The 22,936-nt window shown below is 36.7% G+C and carries 24 protein-coding genes and 2 pseudogenes; all 26 read right to left on the bottom strand.

What is annotated here, in order from left to right:
• Nucleotides 1–51: 51 nt before the first annotated feature.
• On the bottom strand, nucleotides 52–180 hold the full coding sequence (locus tag P3T48_RS08710; RefSeq protein WP_276506433.1) for a hypothetical protein: 129 nt from the start codon (nucleotides 178–180) through the stop codon (nucleotides 52–54).
• Nucleotides 173–760: an acyltransferase gene (locus tag P3T48_RS08705; RefSeq protein WP_276506432.1), complete on the bottom strand. Its 588-nt coding sequence runs from the start codon at nucleotides 758–760 to the stop codon at nucleotides 173–175. The genes P3T48_RS08710 and P3T48_RS08705 overlap by 8 nt, the downstream gene beginning before the upstream one ends.
• A gap of 200 nt (nucleotides 761–960) precedes the next feature.
• Nucleotides 961–4,227: a hypothetical protein gene (locus P3T48_RS08700; RefSeq protein ID WP_276506431.1), complete on the bottom strand. Its 3,267-nt coding sequence runs from the start codon at nucleotides 4,225–4,227 to the stop codon at nucleotides 961–963.
• 102 nt (nucleotides 4,228–4,329) lie between these two features.
• Entirely contained in the window at nucleotides 4,330–5,373 is a 1,044-nt protein-coding gene (locus tag P3T48_RS08695) for a glycosyltransferase family 4 protein (RefSeq protein WP_276506430.1), read from the bottom strand.
• A gap of 3 nt (nucleotides 5,374–5,376) precedes the next feature.
• Nucleotides 5,377–5,703, bottom strand: a complete 327-nt coding sequence (locus tag P3T48_RS08690; RefSeq protein WP_276506429.1) for an EamA family transporter — start codon at nucleotides 5,701–5,703, stop codon at nucleotides 5,377–5,379.
• 2 nt (nucleotides 5,704–5,705) lie between these two features.
• Nucleotides 5,706–6,044 (bottom strand): EamA family transporter, encoded by a 339-nt coding sequence (locus P3T48_RS08685; protein ID WP_276506428.1) that lies wholly within the window; start codon nucleotides 6,042–6,044, stop codon nucleotides 5,706–5,708.
• A gap of 16 nt (nucleotides 6,045–6,060) precedes the next feature.
• Nucleotides 6,061–6,969: a glycosyltransferase family 2 protein gene (locus P3T48_RS08680; protein WP_218457045.1), complete on the bottom strand. Its 909-nt coding sequence runs from the start codon at nucleotides 6,967–6,969 to the stop codon at nucleotides 6,061–6,063.
• Nucleotides 6,970–6,977: 8 nt separating this feature from the next.
• On the bottom strand, nucleotides 6,978–8,243 hold the full coding sequence (locus P3T48_RS08675) for a hypothetical protein (protein ID WP_276506427.1): 1,266 nt from the start codon (nucleotides 8,241–8,243) through the stop codon (nucleotides 6,978–6,980).
• 36 nt (nucleotides 8,244–8,279) lie between these two features.
• Nucleotides 8,280–8,507: a hypothetical protein gene (locus tag P3T48_RS08670; protein ID WP_276506426.1), complete on the bottom strand. Its 228-nt coding sequence runs from the start codon at nucleotides 8,505–8,507 to the stop codon at nucleotides 8,280–8,282.
• 551 nt (nucleotides 8,508–9,058) lie between these two features.
• A pseudogene (locus P3T48_RS08665) lies at nucleotides 9,059–9,223 on the bottom strand (acyltransferase family protein); the annotation flags it as partial.
• Nucleotides 9,224–9,477: 254 nt separating this feature from the next.
• Nucleotides 9,478–9,909 (bottom strand): hypothetical protein, encoded by a 432-nt coding sequence (locus tag P3T48_RS08660; RefSeq protein WP_276506425.1) that lies wholly within the window; start codon nucleotides 9,907–9,909, stop codon nucleotides 9,478–9,480.
• 4 nt (nucleotides 9,910–9,913) lie between these two features.
• The gene (locus tag P3T48_RS08655; RefSeq protein WP_276506424.1) at nucleotides 9,914–10,288 is read right to left on the bottom strand and encodes a hypothetical protein; all 375 of its coding nucleotides are present in this window, start codon (nucleotides 10,286–10,288) and stop codon (nucleotides 9,914–9,916) included.
• Nucleotides 10,285–10,875 (bottom strand): hypothetical protein, encoded by a 591-nt coding sequence (locus P3T48_RS08650; protein ID WP_276506423.1) that lies wholly within the window; start codon nucleotides 10,873–10,875, stop codon nucleotides 10,285–10,287. Before P3T48_RS08650 ends, P3T48_RS08655 begins: the two co-directional genes overlap by 4 nt.
• A 169-nt stretch (nucleotides 10,876–11,044) precedes the next feature.
• Nucleotides 11,045–12,280: a hypothetical protein gene (locus P3T48_RS08645; RefSeq protein ID WP_276506422.1), complete on the bottom strand. Its 1,236-nt coding sequence runs from the start codon at nucleotides 12,278–12,280 to the stop codon at nucleotides 11,045–11,047.
• A gap of 57 nt (nucleotides 12,281–12,337) precedes the next feature.
• Entirely contained in the window at nucleotides 12,338–13,129 is a 792-nt protein-coding gene (locus tag P3T48_RS08640) for a glycosyltransferase family 32 protein (RefSeq protein WP_276506421.1), read from the bottom strand.
• Between the two features lie 13 nt (nucleotides 13,130–13,142).
• On the bottom strand, nucleotides 13,143–14,414 hold the full coding sequence (locus P3T48_RS08635) for a hypothetical protein (protein ID WP_276506420.1): 1,272 nt from the start codon (nucleotides 14,412–14,414) through the stop codon (nucleotides 13,143–13,145).
• A gap of 21 nt (nucleotides 14,415–14,435) precedes the next feature.
• Entirely contained in the window at nucleotides 14,436–15,377 is a 942-nt protein-coding gene (locus P3T48_RS08630; protein WP_276506419.1) for a lysozyme inhibitor LprI family protein, read from the bottom strand.
• Nucleotides 15,378–15,380: 3 nt separating this feature from the next.
• Nucleotides 15,381–16,322, bottom strand: a complete 942-nt coding sequence (locus P3T48_RS08625) for a glycosyltransferase family protein (RefSeq protein WP_276506418.1) — start codon at nucleotides 16,320–16,322, stop codon at nucleotides 15,381–15,383.
• A pseudogene (locus P3T48_RS08620) lies at nucleotides 16,306–17,424 on the bottom strand (polysaccharide pyruvyl transferase family protein). Before P3T48_RS08620 ends, P3T48_RS08625 begins: the two are co-directional and overlap by 17 nt.
• 25 nt (nucleotides 17,425–17,449) lie before the next feature.
• Nucleotides 17,450–17,842: a Coenzyme F420 hydrogenase/dehydrogenase, beta subunit C-terminal domain gene (locus P3T48_RS08615; protein WP_276506417.1), complete on the bottom strand. Its 393-nt coding sequence runs from the start codon at nucleotides 17,840–17,842 to the stop codon at nucleotides 17,450–17,452.
• Nucleotides 17,833–18,645, bottom strand: coding sequence for a 4Fe-4S dicluster domain-containing protein (locus P3T48_RS08610; protein ID WP_276506416.1), 813 nt, complete (start codon nucleotides 18,643–18,645; stop codon nucleotides 17,833–17,835). Before P3T48_RS08610 ends, P3T48_RS08615 begins: the two co-directional genes overlap by 10 nt.
• Before the next feature lie 5 nt (nucleotides 18,646–18,650).
• Nucleotides 18,651–19,631, bottom strand: a complete 981-nt coding sequence (locus P3T48_RS08605; RefSeq protein ID WP_276506415.1) for an acyltransferase family protein — start codon at nucleotides 19,629–19,631, stop codon at nucleotides 18,651–18,653.
• A 2-nt stretch (nucleotides 19,632–19,633) separates the two neighbouring features.
• Nucleotides 19,634–20,818: a glycosyltransferase gene (locus tag P3T48_RS08600; RefSeq protein ID WP_276506414.1), complete on the bottom strand. Its 1,185-nt coding sequence runs from the start codon at nucleotides 20,816–20,818 to the stop codon at nucleotides 19,634–19,636.
• The gene (locus P3T48_RS08595) at nucleotides 20,811–21,623 is read right to left on the bottom strand and encodes a hypothetical protein (protein ID WP_276506413.1); all 813 of its coding nucleotides are present in this window, start codon (nucleotides 21,621–21,623) and stop codon (nucleotides 20,811–20,813) included. Before P3T48_RS08595 ends, P3T48_RS08600 begins: the two co-directional genes overlap by 8 nt.
• Nucleotides 21,624–21,630: 7 nt before the next feature.
• Nucleotides 21,631–22,518, bottom strand: coding sequence for a hypothetical protein (locus tag P3T48_RS08590; RefSeq protein ID WP_276506412.1), 888 nt, complete (start codon nucleotides 22,516–22,518; stop codon nucleotides 21,631–21,633).
• The gene (locus tag P3T48_RS08585; RefSeq protein ID WP_276506411.1) at nucleotides 22,505–22,837 is read right to left on the bottom strand and encodes a hypothetical protein; all 333 of its coding nucleotides are present in this window, start codon (nucleotides 22,835–22,837) and stop codon (nucleotides 22,505–22,507) included. Before P3T48_RS08585 ends, P3T48_RS08590 begins: the two co-directional genes overlap by 14 nt.
• Between the last annotated feature and the right edge of the window lie 99 nt (nucleotides 22,838–22,936).

The raw sequence follows: 22,936 nt of genomic DNA, 5'->3' as shown, positions 1-22,936 counted from the left end.
CTTATCCAAGGCTTTTTTGCCTACACACCTGTCTGTCCATTTATACGCTGCCTATTTGTACCCAAAAGTAGCAAAGGCAGTATTCACACCCTCATACAGCGGTTGGAAATGAGAATTGGTGATGAAGATAGCAGCCACAAACTTCATCATGTCCAATGAATATAAACGATCCTTAGTCATAGTATCGCATTTTGTCTGCCAACATTCTTTCATGCTCCATTATCTCCTCTTCCGTAAATCTCATTTTGATTAGTTTGGCAGGAATACCGCCGATAATACTATAAGGAGGAAAGGATTTAGTGACCACAGCACCGGCAGCCACTACCGAACCATGCCCGATAGTGACTCCTTTGAGGATAGTAACATTCGCACCACACCACACATCATCCTCGATGACGACAGGCTGGTCATATACATTCACCCCATCCGCAAATTTCTCCTCTACAGTAACATCCGCCATATACTTACCCAAAATGTCAATACGATGATCACCAGAGATAATTGTTGGTTTTGGACCGAAGAGCACCTTCTTGCCAATAGTACATGGTGCATCCGTACAATAGATAGTACTCCCCTTAGGAATCGAAGTACCATCCCCTACCGAGAGGTTCCACAAACCCTTGAAATCCGAAGACATCGGACGGATATATACCCCCTTGCCACAATGCTTCATGCACCGCTTCCATACAGGAGCCCACATCTTGTCCCACAAATATGAAGGCACAAGACTTATCTTTTGTAATATCTGAAAAATGTTCATGATTTCTAAAAAAAGTCAATATTATATATACAACTCAAAATTATTGGCGAGATTGCTCACCCAGTTCCATGTCATTCCCGGCTCACTCCCCATACTGGGAAAGCAAGCATATACATTGATTAATATCTTCATACATCCGTATTTTCATTAAACCGCCAAAAAAAATCTTTTTGGAATAGCAAAGAAAGATATACAGTGAACTATAAACTACAATTTCTCATATTCTCTATAGTATCATCATAGCGTTTTATATACTTATCAACGATTTGTTTAGATAAGTCATCAAGATGAGAGCATCTATTATAAATATCTTTCAATTGCATATTCCGAAGGTTTTCCAAATCTTCAATAGTGTCAACTAAAGCTTGAGACGGATTATCAACAACCTCATCGTTGACTTCAAATCTTTGAGTGACCGTCAGTTTCTTAGGTTTTATCTGCCTTAACAACTGCCTGCAAGACATATAAGGCTGATTTTGAGCCAACGAATTATAAACTGCAATAAGGCACATCATCTGCTGGTTTTCTCTCTCATCAAGTTGCTTAATCTCAACGATATCAACATAACCATCAAAAACCTGATGAAATAAGCTTTGCATTTTTTTCAACTTATCCTGTGCATCCAGCAATATCATCGTCATTCTTTGAACATCATTGATGAAGCCACTTGAAGGCTGATAACACTGTCTGAAGAAGATAGTCAAATCAGTAGAATAATGAGAATAAAAGGAGTTTAATTCCTTCAAATTATCTTTTGCACTTTGGCCTTCATTCTCCTCTTTGTTAATTACATAACCTAATCCGAATCTATTTATTTCAGTTGCAGGCAACTCTATGTGAGTATTTATAATCTTATCACACACCTCATTAGAAACTTGGTCCATTTTGGCATTGTGCACCTTTCCTACTCGATGAATGTCATCAATGCCTTGCCAATATTCTTTTATTACATCAACAAATAGCTTACGCAAAGTTATCAATTGATTACAATAAGCCTTTCTGGAAGGAAGAACATAGCTTTTTTCATACAAATGCACCATCATTGTGCGCGGTTCTTGCATATCATCAAGCGGTAACTTTTCTCTACTAATATGCTTTTCAAAAGTCAAATCTATATCTTCAAAAATCTCATCTTTTATTATCTCTGAATGATATACATCTGCATTTGGAAATGCTTTTCTCAGCAAATCAATATGATGCATATTAATGCGATGCATTATATCCCCATCTCCATTTTCAAATTGTTTCCCTGCAGTAAAATAGTCTAAGAAGGTAAGACATTTAACCTCATTTTCACAAATATCAAACTCCAAGATGTTATTCTGGATGCGAAATTGTTTAACGAAGTTTTCTTCCAGTTGATTAAATGTGGCAGAATCATAACCAGCCAGTTTCAGTCCAAGAAGCACATCCGCCATCTCATCCAAATCATCAGGAAAATTAGCCTCTATCCTAAATTCAGAGAACTCAGGCTTATAAGAAAGCTGTAAATTACATATCGTTAAGAATTTTGCCAACCAAAAATAGTCACGCCACTCTTTAGGCTTTTCCAAAGAAATGGAACAATCGAGCCATCTACATAAATAGAAATAGACCTCAGTCTGCGAAGAAAATCTTTTTCTTACATCATCCATCGTAATACCTATTTGGCTACCAAACAATTTATCAATAGACTCATCTAGTTCGATTTCCGTAAAGTTAACTGGCACTAACGCTTGCCAACAAAGAGGCGCAGTTTGCCTTAACCAGTCAAACGCTGCTTGATTATTATCTATATAATGCTTAACACCACACCATACCAATGTTCTTGCCACAATATACGCTTGCATAGAGTTTATCTTCTTACCCTCCAATTCACGCAAAAGAGAATCAGGCGTATATTTTCCTTCATCTATAAGGGCCATAAGAAACAGAGGACTTGTGTTTTCATTAATATGCTCGAATAATTCCATACCGATTTCTCCTAATCCATTTCTATAATTCCTAAATATCTCTTCAACTATGATATGAGTTCTAATGGGGTGAACATCAGAAAATCCTTCACCATTATACTCAAAGAATTCACCTTTCATTTGGTCTATACATCGAGACAGGTCCATTGGAGAAAGATGACACAAGTTCCGAATGGCATTCACAGAGATATTTCCCTGCAAGACATTCGAGACAGATATATACTGAAGAAAGGAGGCATTTACATGATCAAGTCTTCCTATCTGTTCTGAGATTCTTGCCCTTAGAGGAACACCTTGTGTCAGGAAATACACATATTCAAGCAATGTTTGAGGATGTCCAGAATTATTCCAAGCCTCTTCAAAGATATCAATATGGCACAATCCTCTTTCGCTTAGATGATCGAAGATATCCTTTGCCTCAGACTCGGTTAAATCTAAAGCAAGAGTAGAGTAATGAAGTTTTTCATTAACTTTGTTTTTACACCTATTCCAATCATCCTGCCGGATTGTTACTAAGCATTTAACAAAAGGAGTATCCTCTATTTCATTTACCACTTGAATCCATGAAGTATCATATGGCAGCACATCTAAATATACAAAAGCTTCACTCTTCAAGCCTTTCGAAATATCTTTGATGGTTGCAATAATCTGCGATATATTATTCTGATTTACATATTTAATCTCATATCGTAAAGGAATACCACAAATCTTCAAAAACCGATATGCCAAACTACTTTTCCCTGAACCAGAGACACCCGTTATGAAAACGAGATTATTGTCTTTCTGCTTCTCATAGAGTTGATGCAACTTTTCTTCTCTTACTACATCAAAATTTCTTGCAATATGTATTTCCTTAGCAGATATACCTTGATAATAAGATATTTCAGAATTAACATCTTCCTGACAAACGGACTGAAAAAGTGGAATTACTGTTAGTCCAAATTGAGTAAAGAATGCCTTTTGGCGCACAGAAAACTCTATAATCAGCCCTACCTGGCAACATAAATCATCGTAAGTAGCAGACTTTTCATTTATCACAAGATAACAAATCCACTGTACCAAGTAATCCTTTACTATTAAAGGATCAATAGACGGAAATCGATTCTTTAAAACAGATTCTACATAATTTTCCAACTCTGCTTGCGATTTAGACTGCCATAATATTTTTGCCGCAAGTTCCTTGGAAGAAGCATAATCCAAATGAAGAGTTTCCTCTTTTTTGAGCGACTTTACAAGAGAGGGCACCTTTGTCAATCTATCAGAAATCACTCCTTTATCATTGCCATGTCCAACCGCCACGAATGATATCTTTACATTTGAATTTTCATCTAAACTATCTTTACCACGAGAAAACAAAGAAGTAGATTTGCCCTTGGAAAACATATCGGAATACACGATTGTCCCAGAATAACACTTCACCTGTATGGTTTCTACAATTTGGTCATTCAAATATATGTCTAAATCTTCTCTTCCTTCAGGCACGAATACTTCTTTAGAATCAGCAGACTCTAACATTCTATACAACGTATAGAGATATTGAACATGATAACCATATACTGTTGATGCAACGGACATAACTATAACCTTTTTCTCTAATCTGATACTTAAAAAACAATATTAATCATTTAATATCTCCTCATACAACTTCTCTATGCTCTCATTTACCATAACAGGAGCAAATACCCTCTCTCCGAAACTCTTGGAATATTCAGCCATATCCCTGCAAAGTTCAGGAGATTCCATCAGCTTACGAAGCTGCATGGTAAGAGCATCAGCATCATCAAATGGGAAAGTAAGGCAGTTCTTCCCCTCTTCTATCACATCAGGAAGACCACCCACAGGAGTAGTCACTACAGCAACACCTCTTGCCCAGGCTTCCAACACTACCATAGGGAAGCCCTCATGGCGGGAGCACATACAATAGACACTTGCTTTATTCCAAACGTCCTCCTTTTGCTTGCCAGTGATATAACCAGTAAAGGTGACGCTGTCATTCAATCCCATAGTTTGAGCCATAGCCTGAAAGCGCTCCACTTCACCATTTCCCATGATGGTAACATGCCAGTCTGGAAAATCCGCTTTCAAATTCTTCCATGCCTTCAGGAGCAAATCAGGATGCTTATTGTCATTCAGAAAGGCAGCCATGATGATACTCTTCTCCTTGACAGAATAATCCACGGCAGGAGTCGGAGCACAGGCATTATAGATAACAGCAGCCTTGGCTTTCACAGAAGGAAACCACTCAGCAAAACACTTCTGCCATTTCTTTGCTAACAGCACCACACAATCAGCTCGGTTCAAACACCATATAAACAACCGATTATGCGTATGATCCTCCAACTGATTACCCATGTGGATATGCATGACTATCTTCTTCCTGCCGAGCAATGCCAACAGGAGCACAGGCATTTGAATAATCAGGCAAATCTTGTCAGGCACCGTATGGAAATGTACAATATCATACTGCCATATCGTAAACAGCGCCTTGAAGTAAGCCTTCGCCGCATACCACAACTTCACACCATATCCTCTCTGGATTTGCGTACCAAGCCATCCGCAATGATACTTCTCCCAGAAAGGCATCGTCTTCATCAGGCGCAGCACACTCGCCACACCTCCACCACTCTGTTCGGCAGAGCCGACCATTAATACTTTAGTCATTATTTATTTAGAAACAATCATGATTGCTCCAGCTATTACAAAGAGCAATCCCACTATTTTTTGAATGTTTATCTTCTCCTTGAAAACCAAATATGACAAAAGCATAGTCCAACCATACGTCAAAGAAGTCAAAGGAAGAACTTTGGAATACTCCATCAAAGACAAGACATAGATATTAAGGAGAGCGGCTATAAGGTATAAGCCACCACCTAAATATAAATAAGGTGAAGACAATATGCCAAGAATATTGCTCTCACCTGCCAACCTCTTAAAAAACACGGATGCTTGCGCACCAAGATAAGTCATCACCAACAAAAGCAAATAAGCCATTTCTATTCTCCTCTAGCTATTAAGACTACACCGATAAAAACAGCTATCACCCCTGCTATATTCACCATCGTGAGTTGTTCATCCAACACAAAATAGCCGAGCAATACACTCAAAATGTAGTTGACACTCAAAATGGGCTGCAAAACAGACAGGCTACCAAATTTGTAGGCAACAATCATGACAATGGCTCCTATGCCATACAGGATGAATCCCATCAACAGCAACAAGAGATTTCCATCCACTGCCAATTTCCACAATAGTTGCCCGAAACAAGCCAAGACGGAAGAGCATATCATAAGCAAGATGCCCTTGCCATTCTTCTCCAAAGAAAAACTATTCATTTTCAATCCTTCAGTTCTACTTGTTCCTCAATATCTCAAACATCTGTCGATGCTTTTTTACAAGCACTTCCAATATCAAGCCGCAAGCCCATAACAGCATAGCCAACAAAACGATGAAGCCAGAAACTATCAATGTTGGATAACGAGGCACAAGCCCTGTTTGTAGGTATTCATAAAAGACTGGCACAAACAAGATGGCAGCCACCGCCAACAGCACCAATGAGATGCAAGAGAAAAACAGCAACGGCTTGTAGTCACGAAACAGACGGAAAATGGTAAAAATCACCTTCATGCCATCACTGTAAGTATTCAGTTTTGAAACACTTCCAGCAGGTCGATCTCTATATGTCACAGGGATTTCCTTGAGCAACATATTTTTGTCCAAAGCATGAATAGTCATTTCCGTCTCAATCTCAAATCCCTTTGACAAAACAGGGAACATCTTCACAAAGTCACGGCTAAAGGCACGATAACCAGTCATAATGTCCCTCACGTTGCTATGGAATAACTTGTTGATCAAATATCTCACAGTCACATTACCTATATTATGGAAAGGACGCTTATTCTCCTCAAAATAAGTGGAAGACAAGCGGTCACCTATAACCATATCTGCCCCCCCATCTAAAACCTCGTCACACATCTGTCGAGCGTTTTCCGCAGGATAAGTATCATCGCCATCTATCATCAGATAACAATCCGCATCAATTTGATGGAACATACTTCTGATGACATTGCCTTTTCCCTGACGACGCTCATATCTCACAATAGCACCTGCCTCCTTGGCTATCTTGTCAGTTCCATCCACAGAATTATTGTCATAGACATAGATGTCAGCCTCAGGCAGAGCCTCTTTGTAGTCCTTCACCACTTTTGCAATGGTCTTGCTCTCATTATAGCAAGGTATCAATACAGCTATTTTATTCATGATTTTGATTATTTTTTAATGAAACGATTCCAATCCACGGTATAATAGACCAATAAGAGAAGAGAATAAAGTGAGAGAAGTCCAGCTCGCCAAGTGAACCATCCATGCTGAATGGAATGATTTCTCATGACCAAAAACCATATTGGTACAATCATGACAACCAACAGCAAGAAAACATTCTCACTAAAAACCTTTTTGCTCTTTATCAGTTTGATATATAATAAAATCAAAGCCACAACAACGACAATGGCTCCAAAGAAAGGCAAGACTAAATGTTTCCTTTCCACAGCCTGCCAGATAAAAGCCAAGATGCCACCTATCGTCATGTGCATACCTTTATAGACATCAGAAGTTCTGAGCTTGGCACTCTCCATGGCATCCGCCAAAATATTCGTTCCTGTCAGCAAATAGCCAACCAGCCATTTAGAAGCCCAGATCAAGCCATAACCCAAAGCCCATGCGATGGAGATATAAATAACATACTTCCATTTGTCCTTACGATTGCTCATCAACAAGCATACTATCATTGGCAATCCCAAAGTGAGTTGCGGTGTTGTCAAGAAGTCCATAAAACTGGTAATTCCACCTATTATAAAAAACGTGCAATACAAGTTATCATCTTTTTCTACGAGACGTGGAAAGACCATCACTGCTATCATTGACAAAAAGGAGAGATAGAAGCATGTGGAGAATTGAAGAGAGAGAGGAACAATCGGGAAGTTGATCAATGCCAAAGACAAGACAAACAACCCGCATGCAGCTTTACCTATCTTTCGATATATCAGCCAAGAGCATACGACAATCAACAATGAGAACAGAATATAGTTGAGGATTCTGATGGCAGAATAATCCATGATAGTCATCAATGGCTTCAATGTCACTTGGTATCCATGCCAATATCTTCCATAGCTCTCCTTGCTGAGACCCTTGAAATCGCCCTTGATAACATTCTCCGTATCATAAGCCAGACTCATGTAGTCATTCGACTTATAATCATCATTCAGCATGGCTGAGCGAACAGGCTCATCAGCATCTGCGGATGCCATCAGGTTGAACATATAACAATCGGTGAAGTTATCCATTTGGAACAACTTGAAATGGAAGAACTCCCTGTAAAGTCCCTCTTGTTCTATCACTTTTGTGGAAGAATACAAATTCTCCGCCACAACACTTTTTGGAATACAATGCACAGCGATGATTGACAAAGTGAACAACGCTACCATGATAAGCAAAGCAGCGAAACATCTTACAAAGGTTTGTTTAATCATTTTCATAAAGGTATTTTTTGTTTTCTAGTTGACATATTAACTTTATAATCTCACTATCTCTTTCCATTCCAAGTCTTCCTTAGACAACACTGCCAAGAACAGCGAAGTCATAACTTTCAATAAATAAGCAGCCAAGACGATAATGGCAAAAACGAGAAGAACGTTGAGAGGGAAAAGAGAATTAAATTGATTGGTAACGAATGAGAATTGCACAATATAGATTTCCAAGGTCAAGGCGGCAATCCACGACATGATTTTTCCTACTATCATTGAACAAAAAGCCTTCTTACACCAGGAGTAAGAGGCGACCTTATAGAGATAATACACAAAGATATGCAACGGAATCAAAGCCGTGATTTGAATATCATATCGAATACCCATTGTACCCTTTCCTATCTTTAAAATGACAAAATAAGCAATGAAAGAAACAATCATCCAAAGCATATCTCTCGTAATTGACATGCATTTAATCTTATCCCTAAGCGAGTAACACAACACGCCCATTACCATCACACTAAAATGACAAACGTAATGAAAACTAGTATGAAAAGGCGAGCCACTAGCTATCGGCATCATAAAGAAATATACACAGAGACGGTTAAAGACAAAACGAAAAGACATTACATCTGTCTAATCTTGCCCCCCAGAATAACTTTAATAGGTCTTGTCAAGGCATAAAAAACAATGTATGCCACGGCAATAGCTTGCAAGAATCAATAGCCATCAAAAAGAAGCAGATTACCAATCGTGAGAGTCTGTTTCCAAACTACAGCACTGACAACCACCCAAATGAACACGGCAGGCCAAAGTCTTCTCATACGCCCCTTGTACCAATTCAAGAATCCATGAGCCTTCTTCCTCTCAAATCCCATCATTAACAAGAAGCCTGAGACAAAGAAGAATAAGGCATTACCATGCACTCCATATGTAGCAAGAGAAGGCGAAACGTCTTCATAAAGCGGTTGGAAATGAGAGTTTGTAATCATCAGAGCTGCTACAAACTTCAAGAAATCCAAAGAGTATAATCGTGAGTCTTGCATTTAATTTTAATCAAAGCTTAAACCTTTTATTGCTTTAATTGTTCACTAATAAATTTAAAAAGTAATATTGCCAGAATTCTTTACAAAGGAAGAATAAACAGAAATATTTTTATTTTTTTAGTGTGTATAATTCATTGTATAGAATGTAACTGGGAGGGCAGGTTTTCAATACCTGCCCAATGGCAAGAATGTTCTATAATCTACGGTTTGACATTCTCTATTTTCAACTTCTTTTGCAATTCGTCCATCGAAATAATAGGAACTGTTAAACCGTCTAATGGTGAATCCTTCGTATGCACAAACATACTTCCACGCAAAAAGCCAACAGTTACGTCTAACATTTTTCTTACTTCTTCCTTGTCTTTAATAGAGTCTTCACTAGCTTTATGCATATCGGCAGTCCAGCCTTCAACAAAATATGTAACAATTACAGAGTAGCGAAGAGCATCCTCACCTTTATATTTCATATCCATGGTGAAAAGCATACCCACAATGTCCTTCTCCTTAGGTTGTAACAAAGTTGCACCAACGCCAAGTTCTAGCTCTTTATTTTTTAAGGCTTTCTTGAAATCAAGTGTTCGATCATATTTCAAGTCACTCTCTAGAGCATTTAAAAATTTTATCTTGTCCATAATTTTACTTGTTTAAATAATACTTTATGCTAGCTTCATGATTGCAAAAATCAGAATCAAACATATCATCATCAATATCTATGTATTTAGACACATCTTCATTACCTACATCTACCAATGTACCATTCTGACCTTTTTTGCGAAACCAAAGATATTTATTTTTCACATCCTTATAGATTTCTCGAAGGCCAATTTTATTCTGCAAATAATATTCGACTAATATTTTAGACACATGAAGCAACAATGTGCAAAACTCTTTTGGTTTGTCCGAGTCTTGCTCCACAGCCAAATATAATTTTTGGCTATTATCGTCTCTATATAAGGAAGCATAAGGACTATCATAATCCTGAAGTACTCCTAAAAGTTTTAATTGCATCATATTATCTCAATCTTTACAGGTTCAAACGTTTTATCTACTAATGCCTCAACATCAACTCCTTCAAATGGGAACAATTCCTTATGAATTCCATCAGATTGTGGACCTATCAAACCAGATTCGCTTGTATAATCAATCTTCACAACAAATTGCCCTTTCTTATTTATCCATTTTTGAAGTTCTTTTTGTTTTTTATCTGGATTGTTGTATTTCTTTAAAATCTTTCTCAAGCTACTTTGCCACATATTTATGGCCTGTTCCAATGTGCTAAAATGCGACAAAGTGAACCAAGATGTATACTCCAAAATCACACCATCTGGAACAGAAACATCTGGAACCTCTAACTCATCTACAGATTTGGAGGACACAGACTGAAAAATCTGCGGTTTGAAGTCATCCTCTACCATAGGATTATGTACCCAACGATAAAGTGAAATATCATCTGGCTTATATTGTTTATAAATAACCTCTTCAAATGGGGTCAAATATTCACTATAAGCTAACTTCATGGCAGATTGTTTCTGTCGTTTTCTATGCTCTTTTCGCTTGCGTTTATTTTCGAAACGCTTTCTTTTTTGTTTGCTCGTCATACAACTATCTTTAATGCTACAAAATTAAGAAATAATCTTAAACAACGATTTTTATTCCTTGTAATTTAGCATTTTTTATATCAAAAAGTTAAAACCCCATAAAATTTAAGCGTTGTCACCTATGCATAAATCGCGATTCCATGAAGTTCCAGTTTTTTGATTTTATGTCTCAACTGTTACTTTCCATCTGCTTTCTCTTCTCTTCCAAAAGCAACTCCTTCTTTCGCTTCAATATTTGCTGTTTTTTTATCTCCATCATCTGGTTACGATTGGCATTGAGACAGAGGGCTATCAACATACAATATCCCATACCCTTACCAGAAAGCCAAGATGAGTCTGCCGTTTGCTCAATAGCAAGACAACAGAAAGTAAGCATCGCTACACGATAATATCGCATATCTACTATCTGATTGAAAGCTACTAACCTACGCTTCCAGAACCAGCAAAAGAAAAATACACCAACAATACCAAACTGTGCTAAAGTTGGATAATAAGCATCACAGACAAAACCACCTCCTTCATCCAATCCCCAGATACCATTTAAATTATATTTATAATATAAAGGAGAATAAAACTTCCAAGCACCATTACATGCAAAGCTGCCCATACCGGAACCGAAAGGCAAATAATCTCCAAGAATCACTAACGAAGTCTTATAAGTCATAGGTCGTGCTAAATTATCGTTGCTTAATCCAGATACATAATAAGCATCAAATCTTGTCCACGTTACCATCAAGATGACAGTTACCAACAAAACTACGTATATAATAGTTTTTGGGGACTTAAAATTCAATCTGTTTTTAACAAAATAGACGAAACCTATAAAACAAACCACCTCGCCCATGAATTTAAACTTAGGTGCCATCATTCCTGTCAATACCAGCAAAAGAGCGATATTTCGGTTGCATTTTGTTTCTTTAGTAAAGAGATACCATGACATACCTGTACATATAGCCAACTGACCGAGAACAGGAAATTCAGCTTCTACCTGAGTATCTAAAGTCTGCGGATGATAAGCTATCCAAGAGAACAATGTTAAAACCATCGTTCCCAACATCCATTTCTTCTGCCTCTTTGTAAACCTCGGATTCAAAATCCATGTACAGAAAATAATGAAATAGGGTCGAATCTCTTGCAACAGATCTAACCATACACCGCCAGCTACATTCACTCCAAACATTAATGAATAAAGTGTATAAAATGCGATAACACTCAAGCACACCATAAATTCCCTCCATGGGCGCCTGTTGATACTGCGATTACTATACTTCATAAAAGTATAGACAAACAAGATTCCCATCATGATTTCATCAATACTTGAGAAACCCGGAAGATCATTGTATGCAATACATGTAGGAAAATAAATAATCCAATAAAGGGTAAAAAATCGAGATATATTTTTCACTTTCTTTGCGTTTAAAGTATCTGTAATAAATATTAGACGATTATACTATCTAGAACATCATCCTTGCTTTCCACGAGCCTTACGCTCAATGATAGCAACAATAAGTTTCTCAGGCAATATCTTTTTGACGAACTCCTTAAAAGAGAACTTCTTATCCACCCATGTTCCTGCATAATGATGAATCGTTCTAGTATTCTTCTCGACATGGATTCGCCCAGTCTTCACGTTGATTGGGCAGAAGTATTCGGAAGGATAAATCCAGACTTCATCCACTTGTTGAATACCAGGCACATTTCTCATACCATTGTCGAGCAGCACCTTTGTAGCAATATGAACCACGGTAATTTGATTGCGCATTACAGCCTCATGTACAAAATGCTGTCCTTCATAATAATCTAGCATTTTTTTCACCAGCCCTAGGCCGGGGTTCACCCCCAGCCCTAGGCCGGGGTTCACCCCCAGCCCTAGGCCGGGAGCGACGCTTGCAGCGTCGCTCCCGCTAGCGTCCATCTCACATCCCATGAAGTTACCTTTGGCAATGATGTCATCTATCGGTCGAATCACTTCCACATCGGTATCAAAGTAGATTCCACCATACTTATATAGAATCCAGAATCTTGCATAATCACTCACAAAGGCATATTTCTTTGCAGCATACGCCTCTGCCGTATAAGGAATGCTATTGACATCGAAGTTGTCCTCATTCCACTCCTTAATCTCATAATCAGGCAAATACTTCTTCCAAGAAGCAATGCACTTCTGTGCTAGTTCAGGCAATGGATTTCGCCCAAACCAGCAATAATGAATAATCTTTGGTATCATTTTATGTATTTTTCGTAAAGAATTCAACTTATGAACAGAATTAATCCCACTGACGATAATAAGAAAATGACTGACCTAAATCTTGACTTAAAAAATCAGCAGCAGCTTTTGCTCCAATTTCTTCCAAATCAATGTCATCATATATATAATTTCCTATATGCAGCCAATATTTTCCATTGCCAGAAATAGTAGCAAGTTTTTCATTTAACAAAGCTTGAGTAATCTCTGATACTTCTGTTGTATAAACATATGCAGTGCCATAATTGAATTCTGGCGTTCTGTAGGCAGGATTATTTTTTAAGTAATTGGCAACAGCTTCATTTGAAACTTGATATGCTTTATTTATAGCATTAACAACTTTCAAACGAACCTCTTCAGAAACTTCAATATCAGTTTTTACAGGTATCTGCAAATATGGAATATCTTCAATTCTGACACTACTTCGATTTATGTTAGCCTTTGATAAAGATTCTAAAGACAGAACTTTTATGGATTGCAATAATGATTTGTTATAGGGTATGCCACACTCTCTTGTCCCAGAATCATACATCATCTTCAACTGTTCCAGTATATCTTTTTGTTCCTCATCAGATGTGACAATCACTACAATTTCACTAAATTGAAAACCATAATCTTCACTAAGCAAAAATGGCATACCATCAATACCAGCATTACCTCCTTTTAAAACCCACCTCCATTCACGCTCATGAGTCCAGTCTATAGGCTTGCTTCCACCTAAACGAGTATAAACGTAACGATACTGCTCTTCCAATCCAATTCCACATGATGAATCTAATGTTCTTAAACCATATCCGCAATAAGAGTCATTTTCATCTGTCTCCTTATGTAAAGAGGATAATCCATATATAACTTGACGAGCACCCGCTTGAAACAGCTCAGACTTTCTAAACGCTATGCCATAGTTACCCACATAACCAGACCACGCCCCTCTATCCTTAGCATATTCTATCAAAGCATAAAGTGGCATTTCCGTAAAGCAGACAGCAGAATATGGCCCATAAATAGTTGGGGTTAAATTCCTATACGACCAACCACTTCGAATGAATCCATCATGAAGTATTTTTTCTAAAACACCAAACGCTGGCTCATCTTCAGCTATTGGATATTCGTCATTTAAATATTTATCAGACAAATCAACAGGCTGTCTGTTCTTGTCAAAATAAGAAACCAAAGATATATCCTCATCACTTTCTTCTTTAAAAAGATTCGCCATTGCATACATATCGTCAGCAGACTTTCTGTCATGCACAAAATGTATTATCCAGTCAGATAAATCTATTCTATGATTCATAAAATTTGCCATTTTTATAGATTAAATGTCACTTATGCCTCTATCATCCCAATCATACAAGCGAAAATCTTTCTTCAATTGGCTAATCATATTCGCTGTTGTACCGGCCTTACTCGTCATATACACTGTGGGATACATAGAACCGCCCTCACAACACTTTGATTCACATTTCGCTTTCGCTTCTCGATATATTTTCCATTCTTCCAGATATGAGAAATCCCAAATGCCATTTTTATCTTTGCTTTTTAGATGTTCTATTATGTCCTCAAGTTGTTTCTCTGCTTGGTCAAACGATTGACTTGCATCTTCATTCATAGCTGCTTGTGTAAAATCAAAGTCAGGATACATAATATCATCAATTAAAAAGTCAGCATATTGGACAAACAACTGTGAATCAGAAATCATCTGCATAATAAATTTATTATCTAAAGGCTTAGTTAATCCACCTTCATGACAGAGTATATGTCTAATTTCAAAAATTATCTCTACAGATTTGAAAAAATACGAGATATTCTTTCGAGCCTCTTCATCTGGCAAATCTACTTTACCTTCATACTGCATTATCTTATCAATCAATTTATGTCTAAAATCAACACCCAGCAATTGTCCTAAATGTTCAAAGATTTGATTGACAGAAGTACATGGGAAATGATATGATAAGTATTCTCCCAATGAAATTTCATTGCTTTGAAATGCCTCAATTACGTCAAAATCAAAAGTTAATCCCTTTAGAAACTTCACCTTCTTTAAGTTGCCTCGATATTCTTTATTATCGATTATATCCTTATATATTTGCCGAAAATGTTCCTCCATGATGGATACAATTTTAATCGGTACATATTCTAAAAGTTCACTATCATGAATTTTCTCGTAAACTCTATCCAAACCTGTCAATAATACCAAACCTGAAACAATAGAGCTAGAACGCTTCAATGATGATTTAATATCTTCTATGTTCTTCATTGTCTATTTACATTCATAACCTAACCCTTCCAACACCTCCATCATCTGTCGGATTCGTAGTTTCCAGTCCCCCTTTTCCAAAGCTGATTTTCGGTTTCTATCCACCAACTCTTGATAATCCTCAATATGAGCTAAGATATCCAATATTTGCTCATTAGCATGTTCCTTGTCCAAATGAACGACAGGATCATAACCTATGATATCCATCAACTCTTTTGGCGCTCTACCAAGAATGACTACTCCTGACAACATACATTCCCAGTATCTCTGAGTCAAAGTGTCAATACCTTCTGCCAACTCTGGTTGATTGTCCAAGCGAGTAAGCACCAAGGTTATTTTTGAATCTGCAAGCGCATCTGCCAACTGGGCACGAGTATGCAGTCCCATAGCCTCATTTCGACTACTCAACACCTTTATCGACTTATCAAAGTTCGATGAATCCAAGATTCGGCTACATCTACCAAATTCCAAGTAATCAATGGAACGCTCTGCCAAGTTTTTCCCTGCATGATAAAGTTCCGTCTCTATGGCTTCCGGCAAATGATAGATATGAACCTTAGGACATAGCTCACTCATTTTATCCGCAGTCTGTGAAGATGTGAAAAAAGCAGTGCGCACATGATGCTTTTCAAACCATCTTGCCATATTATTTACATATCTTGGCCAGCAATCCCAAACCATAGGTATCACTTCATAACCTAAGTAATCAGGGAATGTGTCAAATCTAAGACTTGCTCCCTCAACAAATCTCAAACGAGCCTCTTTGGAACTTTGCCACAATGATGGCAAGTCCAAATGATAGGACAAACGCTCATAATATTTTTCCAATGATCTTAAAGAGACAACTATACCTCCACATTCTTCCCATTTTTGATATACAGCCAACTTGAAGTTGCTGTTGTTTTGATATATGAATGGCTTTACTGCCTTAATTATTTTTCCCATGACATTTTTTATTAATAGTATTTATAGAGTCTATTAGCAGATGCTCTGATTTTTGCCTGATCGCATTCAATTTTTCTTCTTTTGATATAATAGTATCAGAATGAATCAAAGATGCAGAAACTTCAGATTTATAATATACCAACGAGTCCTTTTGGCTCAATGCATTAAGCAAAGTCTGCATTCTACCATCTTCAGACTCCGTATCCTGGACCACAGAAAACAAAGGTTTGTGAAATATAGTCGCAAATGCAGTTCCATGGAAAGATGTTGTTATTACAAAAGAGGCATTTTCCATGAGTTGTAGGAATTCTAATGGCCCAATATGATTCCCCATATAGATGGCATCAACATCAGAAGGATCGACTGCATTTGTTCCAATATAAACCACCTTATAACCCAATTCGTCCTTTACTTTTCTCACAATATCATAAATATGCGGATAAGGATTGTACATATAATCCAAGACGTAAACTAAAATATATCAATCTTTTAGATGCAGTTTACCTTTTAATGCCAAAGCATGATATTCTTTGTCTGAAAGCAAAAGAGTTGGATCACAGACAACCTCAGCCTTTTTACCAATCAGATCACACACAATATCTACACCCGATTTTTCTCTCACCAAGATTGTTTCATACTTTTCCAATTCCTCCTTAAATACCTGTTGATATTCTTTCGGTATGGACGAACTTGCAAAAGAAGAACCATAAGATAAACGTACCGAACCAGCAGGAGCAAACTTTAACAAGAAATTGGTGTCCCCTTTTGTAAACTTACAATTCCACACTTGATCACTGCCAGTCATATATACATCAAAATTTGGGGCTTTTTTATACATCAAGTCATTTCTTGTATATTCCCGGAAAGTTGTCCTCAGATATTTCTTATGAAAAAAGAAAAAACGAGTCATAGATGCAGGTCTCCTTAATATCACCTTTGCATAATACTTTAACTTATCATATATATAGCGAATAAAACTTGGCTCATATCCTGCATAAGAATAAATATAATCTATGATTTTATTATCTATTCCATGTTGAAACAATTTATGCTGTAAAGCATAAGCCTGCAGAGCAGAACCAAAGTTTGGAACTCTATGCATTGTTATAATTCCTATCTTCATATTCCTATACTTTAAATATTTTTTTTAATTTTGCGTATGCTCGAAAAGGCTTATTAAATAATGCCAATAAAATATTCCATTGTTTAAGACTCAAATAAATATTGTGCTCAAATAAGAACATGACGAGGGAACTGATTGGGACAGGAAGAGCATTGCCTTTCATTTGCCCTTCTGCAACAACATCCAGGGGTTGAGTTATAAGAGTTGCGTTATTCAAACTCTCAACTAACAACTTGCCTTTCTCTGTAAATGTAACCAAAGCACTTACCCCTTTTTCGTCATCCTTATAGGTGTTTCCCCATAAATCACCTATTCTTATATCGGCAGAAGATTTGTCATATTTGTACTTACATGCCTTTACACATTGTTCGCCTAAACAATAATGTCCTAAAAACATCTTATAAAACCAATCTCCTTGGGACATTCGATTTTGTACGAAGGTTTTTTTTTCTTTATTAACAAATTATAAGAATCATGCCAGTTTATGGCCTTGGATGTTTTATCTCCATCTATACCCATAAGCCAACTATCATGCCACCCATATTCAAATTTATTTCGCCAACTCGCATAAGTTACTTCACCAACTATAGGCTTTAATATTTTTAAATAATTTTTCCAAGCATGCATAGAAGGAACACAATGACAATAGAAATCCATCAAGATGAAATTATCCTCACATCTGAATTTACGAATAAATCTCCTAAAAGAATCTATTTGACAAGGAGTTCCCGTAACAAGATATTTTTGTTTTCTATCTATTTTCTTGAAAGCTTCTTCTGTGTAACTTTGTATATATTTACTACCTATAGACGGAATCAGTTCTTCTACTGTTGTTGCAATATAATGCTCCGCACGCTGGAGTGTAGCATCATAGCGACATCCAACTACCTTATAACCCTCTTGAAGAAGTTGCTTACCTATTTCAAAACCAATACCACCACTTGAACATTTTTTCCTCACCTGTTCATCATTACTCCAAGATGCCCAAGAATGAATTTTCTGTGATTTCAAAGCCAAGTCATTATGACTATATGCACATACTTCACGACACAAACCACACTGAGTACATTTGTCTGTATCAACAATTATAGGCTCATAAAACCCCTTCTTGTTCAAACTGACTCGGATGATATTGCGATGGCAGGCAACTGCACACACTCCACAGCCATAACATTTTTTAATATCAGATGTATTATTCATCTATTTTATGCTATTTTGAAAATTTTTCTAATTAAACTCATTTTAGGCAAAAATACAATTCCAAACAGTGGAATTATAAAAAGCATGGAATCAAATAATAAGCTTGCCCCTTTTCCTTCAAGCGAAAGCCTAGTATATACTATAGCTTTCGAAAAAGAAAACATATAATCTAAACTATGTACTGACAATAACAATAAGCTCAATCTTCCTATATAGGCCAACATATGAGCAAACTTGTTGTTTTTAATTTGACTACACAAATAATATATGACAGCACAAGCTGACAGAGCTGCCAAAACATTTACTATCCAATTGGGAAAATATAATGCATAGAAATATGGTTCTCCAACCATCATTCCTAAAGCCATTACACAAAGCATCTGTATTAAGAACATAGATTTGCATTTACGCTTGTCAACATTCATCAAATGTACCAAATTACCGACATAATAAAAAACAAGTGCAGCCATTCCATGAGCTATATAAAAAGGTACATAATATTTATTTCCAACAACTACACTCAGCACCGATAGAAATAGAATCGCCCCCCCGAATAGCCATTTATTTGTAATTATCCTCCTTAATGCATCATATATAATACGACACCAGAATAGAGCCATCAAAAACCAAAGAGGACCATTACCTCCATATCCGACCATGGCATTACTTCCAAACCATTCAGAGGACACGCCCAATGTTCCAAAGAATATCTTTTGTGAATTTTCCATAGACAACACCAACGAAACTCCCAATGCGACTCCACATGTAATAAAGTAAGGCACAAGTAAGCCGAAAAATGAAGATTTCAAACATTTCGTTCTTGATCTTGGATGATAAAAATAACCCGAGACTACGAAAAACAAAGGCATATGCCAAATATAAATAAAGCTGTGCAAAACATTAGGAATTATACAATGCCCGCATAGCATCGCCAAAATAGCAAGACCCTTCATTAAATCATATGTTATATCTCTCTTTGCTACCATACTTACAATTTATACATATCAGGTTTTAAACCCATCTTCGGCAACAACACACGCTTTACTCGGTAGCTATAACTCATTTCAGCAAAAGGTATAGCATACTCTTCAGGCACTTCAAGCTTACCGCAAACCAAGTCAGCAAGTACATTTGCCAAGCCGACACTATCATTTTGCCTCAACTTGATTCCATACTTCCAATCATTAGAACACACATCAGCACCACCGACATCCGTACTTATCACATAGCATCCTAATGCTGCAGCCTGACTGTAAACATTAGCAAAACCTTCATGTCTTGCAGTTGCAAGCAACACCTTCGCCCGATTGTAATATTCAAACACTTTCTTCTGATCATAAATCATACCCGTAAAAACAAGCTTACCCTTATGTTGCGGATATTCTTCAAAAAAAGTGTCTATCGTTTTCTGAAAATTATCGCCTTCATTTAGATTGAAACTACTTGTGATAGGACCAAGCATATATATCTTCCAGTCTTTCAAATCCACATTGCGCAGAGCATTCAAAAGCATTTCGGTGTTTTTCTGATAGCAACCGATACGCCCTACACAAACCATGATGTTCTCCTTTTCCACAAAAGGCTTGCGACTAAGACCATATGAAAGGAATTTTTCATCATCCAAACAAGGATAAAAGTGAAGCAACCCTGTCCAATGCTTACGCTGGCACAAGTCATCCATCAGATGATAAGCTGCGGTGTTGGCAACAAGATATGTAACATGACGAAAGAAATAGTCCGTCAATTTATCCTTCAGCCATCCTGCCAAACCTCCAGAATAATGGAAGCCATTTTGATTAAGTTCAAGTGCCTGCGGCTCCTCCATATCACCAAAGACCACCACCTTTCCTTTCGGGTTCAATTTCCGATAGAGGAAAGTCGCCAACATATGAACTGCACTGCTACCTGTAAGGAAGAGAACGTCGATGTCTTTGGCATGTGTCAAGATTTCCGTCAAGAACACCTTCCATACATTCTTGTTCTTCGTCCGCTCAATAGTCACACCTCGATGCAATTTCGGGATTTCCGTATTACCCAAGTTTTGGGTATATAAATATTTGCACTTGCCTCCCAGCTCCTTACATATATAATAAGGTATCAAGAAGATATCCTTGGAGAGGAACATCTCCTGAAATTGGGAGGCGTAAGCTAAAATCTTTATTGTATTATTCATCATTTTTAAGTTTTTCTTGAATCACAGTAATAGATTCTTCCAATCTAACAAGTGCCATTTCGAAATTCACATTGTCATTAGAAAAATCAGCTATAGCATCTCCAAAACCACTTTCTGAAAAATGCTCATATTGAGAAAAGAATTTATAGTAAGCATATATATATTTTGCACATTCTGAATATTGGGGTATTCTTTTTAAGGTTTCAAATATCACTTTAATATTCAACTCATTTTTAACTTCATTTTGGGGAATCAGACTCCTCACCTCTTTTTTGTTTCTTGCCTTCCATAAATACCTTTCTCCACATGATTCTATCTGATCATAATCCTTATTCGGTTCATAAGCCCAAAGAAAATTATCTTCCAAATTCATGGTATAAATACTTTCCAACATTTCATCATTAAATGGCAAAATACCACCTACCTTATCTCGATATACCTCAAACTCATCAAAAAGAGCCTTTGCATAATCAATATGCAAAACTTCTGAAATTTCTAACACATCAGCCTCCGTTACACTAGCAAGATAGAGACCGAGTAAGCAATCCATATAACAATTGCGTAAAAGAAGTCCTATCGGTAACTTGAATAATATAGAATTACCTATGCCCACAGATACTTTCGTCAATACTGCGATAGCAGACAAATTTGAACATTGCCTCATTAAAATGCCTAGAAGAAGGCGTTCCTTTTTACTCGCCATTGTGGATTTCTTTTCAAGAACTTCTCTTCGCAGTTCTTTAACAAGATTATTACACTTTTGATTAACAACAATCCACTCGTTAGGTGACTTTGATTTTTTCATATCTATCTTAAACAGACACTTTATCTATAAGTTTTTCTAACATCGATTTCATCGAATTTATCATATTGTTATCATACTCATTTTGCATTTTAAGCATTTCCATTTGAATCGTTGTTTCCTTTCCTTTTAATAAGACATTTCGCTCAACTTTCAACAAGCACTCTACTGTTTGCCATATTTTAGCCTCATCACAATGTTTTACCGCAACTATCGCAGCTATTTTTTTGGTTTCAATATTAGTCAATTCATTATGATAGTACTGAATTGATACAAGACTCGTTTTATAAAGTCTCAAAAAGAAATAAGCCAACAACTCTACAAAAACAACCAACCCCAATCTTGGAACAAAATGTAGAAATACCTGCTCTAAATTCTTGCCAATTTCTTCATTATAAATCAAAAAGAAAAAGAAAAGCAAAGCCGCACTTGATAGCACTACCCCCCAAGACAAATTTACTGTAGCTCTTCTCTTTAAATTTTTAATCTCATTATTTATACGTTCCTCGGAAGCTAAAAAGGAATGTTTGATTTCGTTTGCTGTATTCTCGTCATCAACATCTTTTTCATGTATGCTACCAGAAGTATTCACTCGTCCCTCCTCCTTAGGATTCTTGTCTTGTTTTTGAGGAGAATACATACTTTTTCTAAGAGATTCAGAATACATAAAGTCATCATTTATTTTAGTTTCTTTTCCTCTATCGCTTCTGCTCAAATATAAAAAAGAAATACAACCAGTGATTGAAGATAATACAGCTACATAAGGAAACATCTCACTGACATCAAAATTTCCCACTGATTTTTGGAGTTTCCACAACGAAATTGCAGAAGCTAAGATTAAGATGCCCCATAATAAAAGAGCAGCTATAAGTCTTTTATTTTTCTTAGAATCTATCATATTGCGTTTTTTGAGAACTAATATTTACTTCTGAAAACTGTTGGTCAAAATGATTTAACAACATCTCGACAAAACGTCCATGATAAACAGCGTATGCTAATGTTGATAAATTTATCTCTTTTTGCCCAATAATACCAAAGACTAATCTATTGCCTTCCACGAAAGGTGACAACCAAGCTTTAAATTTCCATTGATTTGGCACATGATAAAAATCGCCATCATTATCATATAGCCAAGTATCTATTTTCTTATCATTAATTTCTTTTTTTAAATCTTCCAAGAGTTTTCTTGGCTGATTCGTTATTACAAAAATAGCCATAATCTATGTATGAAAAGTTATCTATATAATTTATATCACTACTGTCCGGATAAAAATCCGGAACATATAGCCTAAGTTATTGAAAATTAATTAAGTATA

Source organism: Segatella intestinalis, from assembly GCF_029348455.1.
Lineage (GTDB): Bacteria > Bacteroidota > Bacteroidia > Bacteroidales > Bacteroidaceae > Prevotella.
This window is presented reverse-complemented; position numbering and strand designations above follow the sequence as displayed.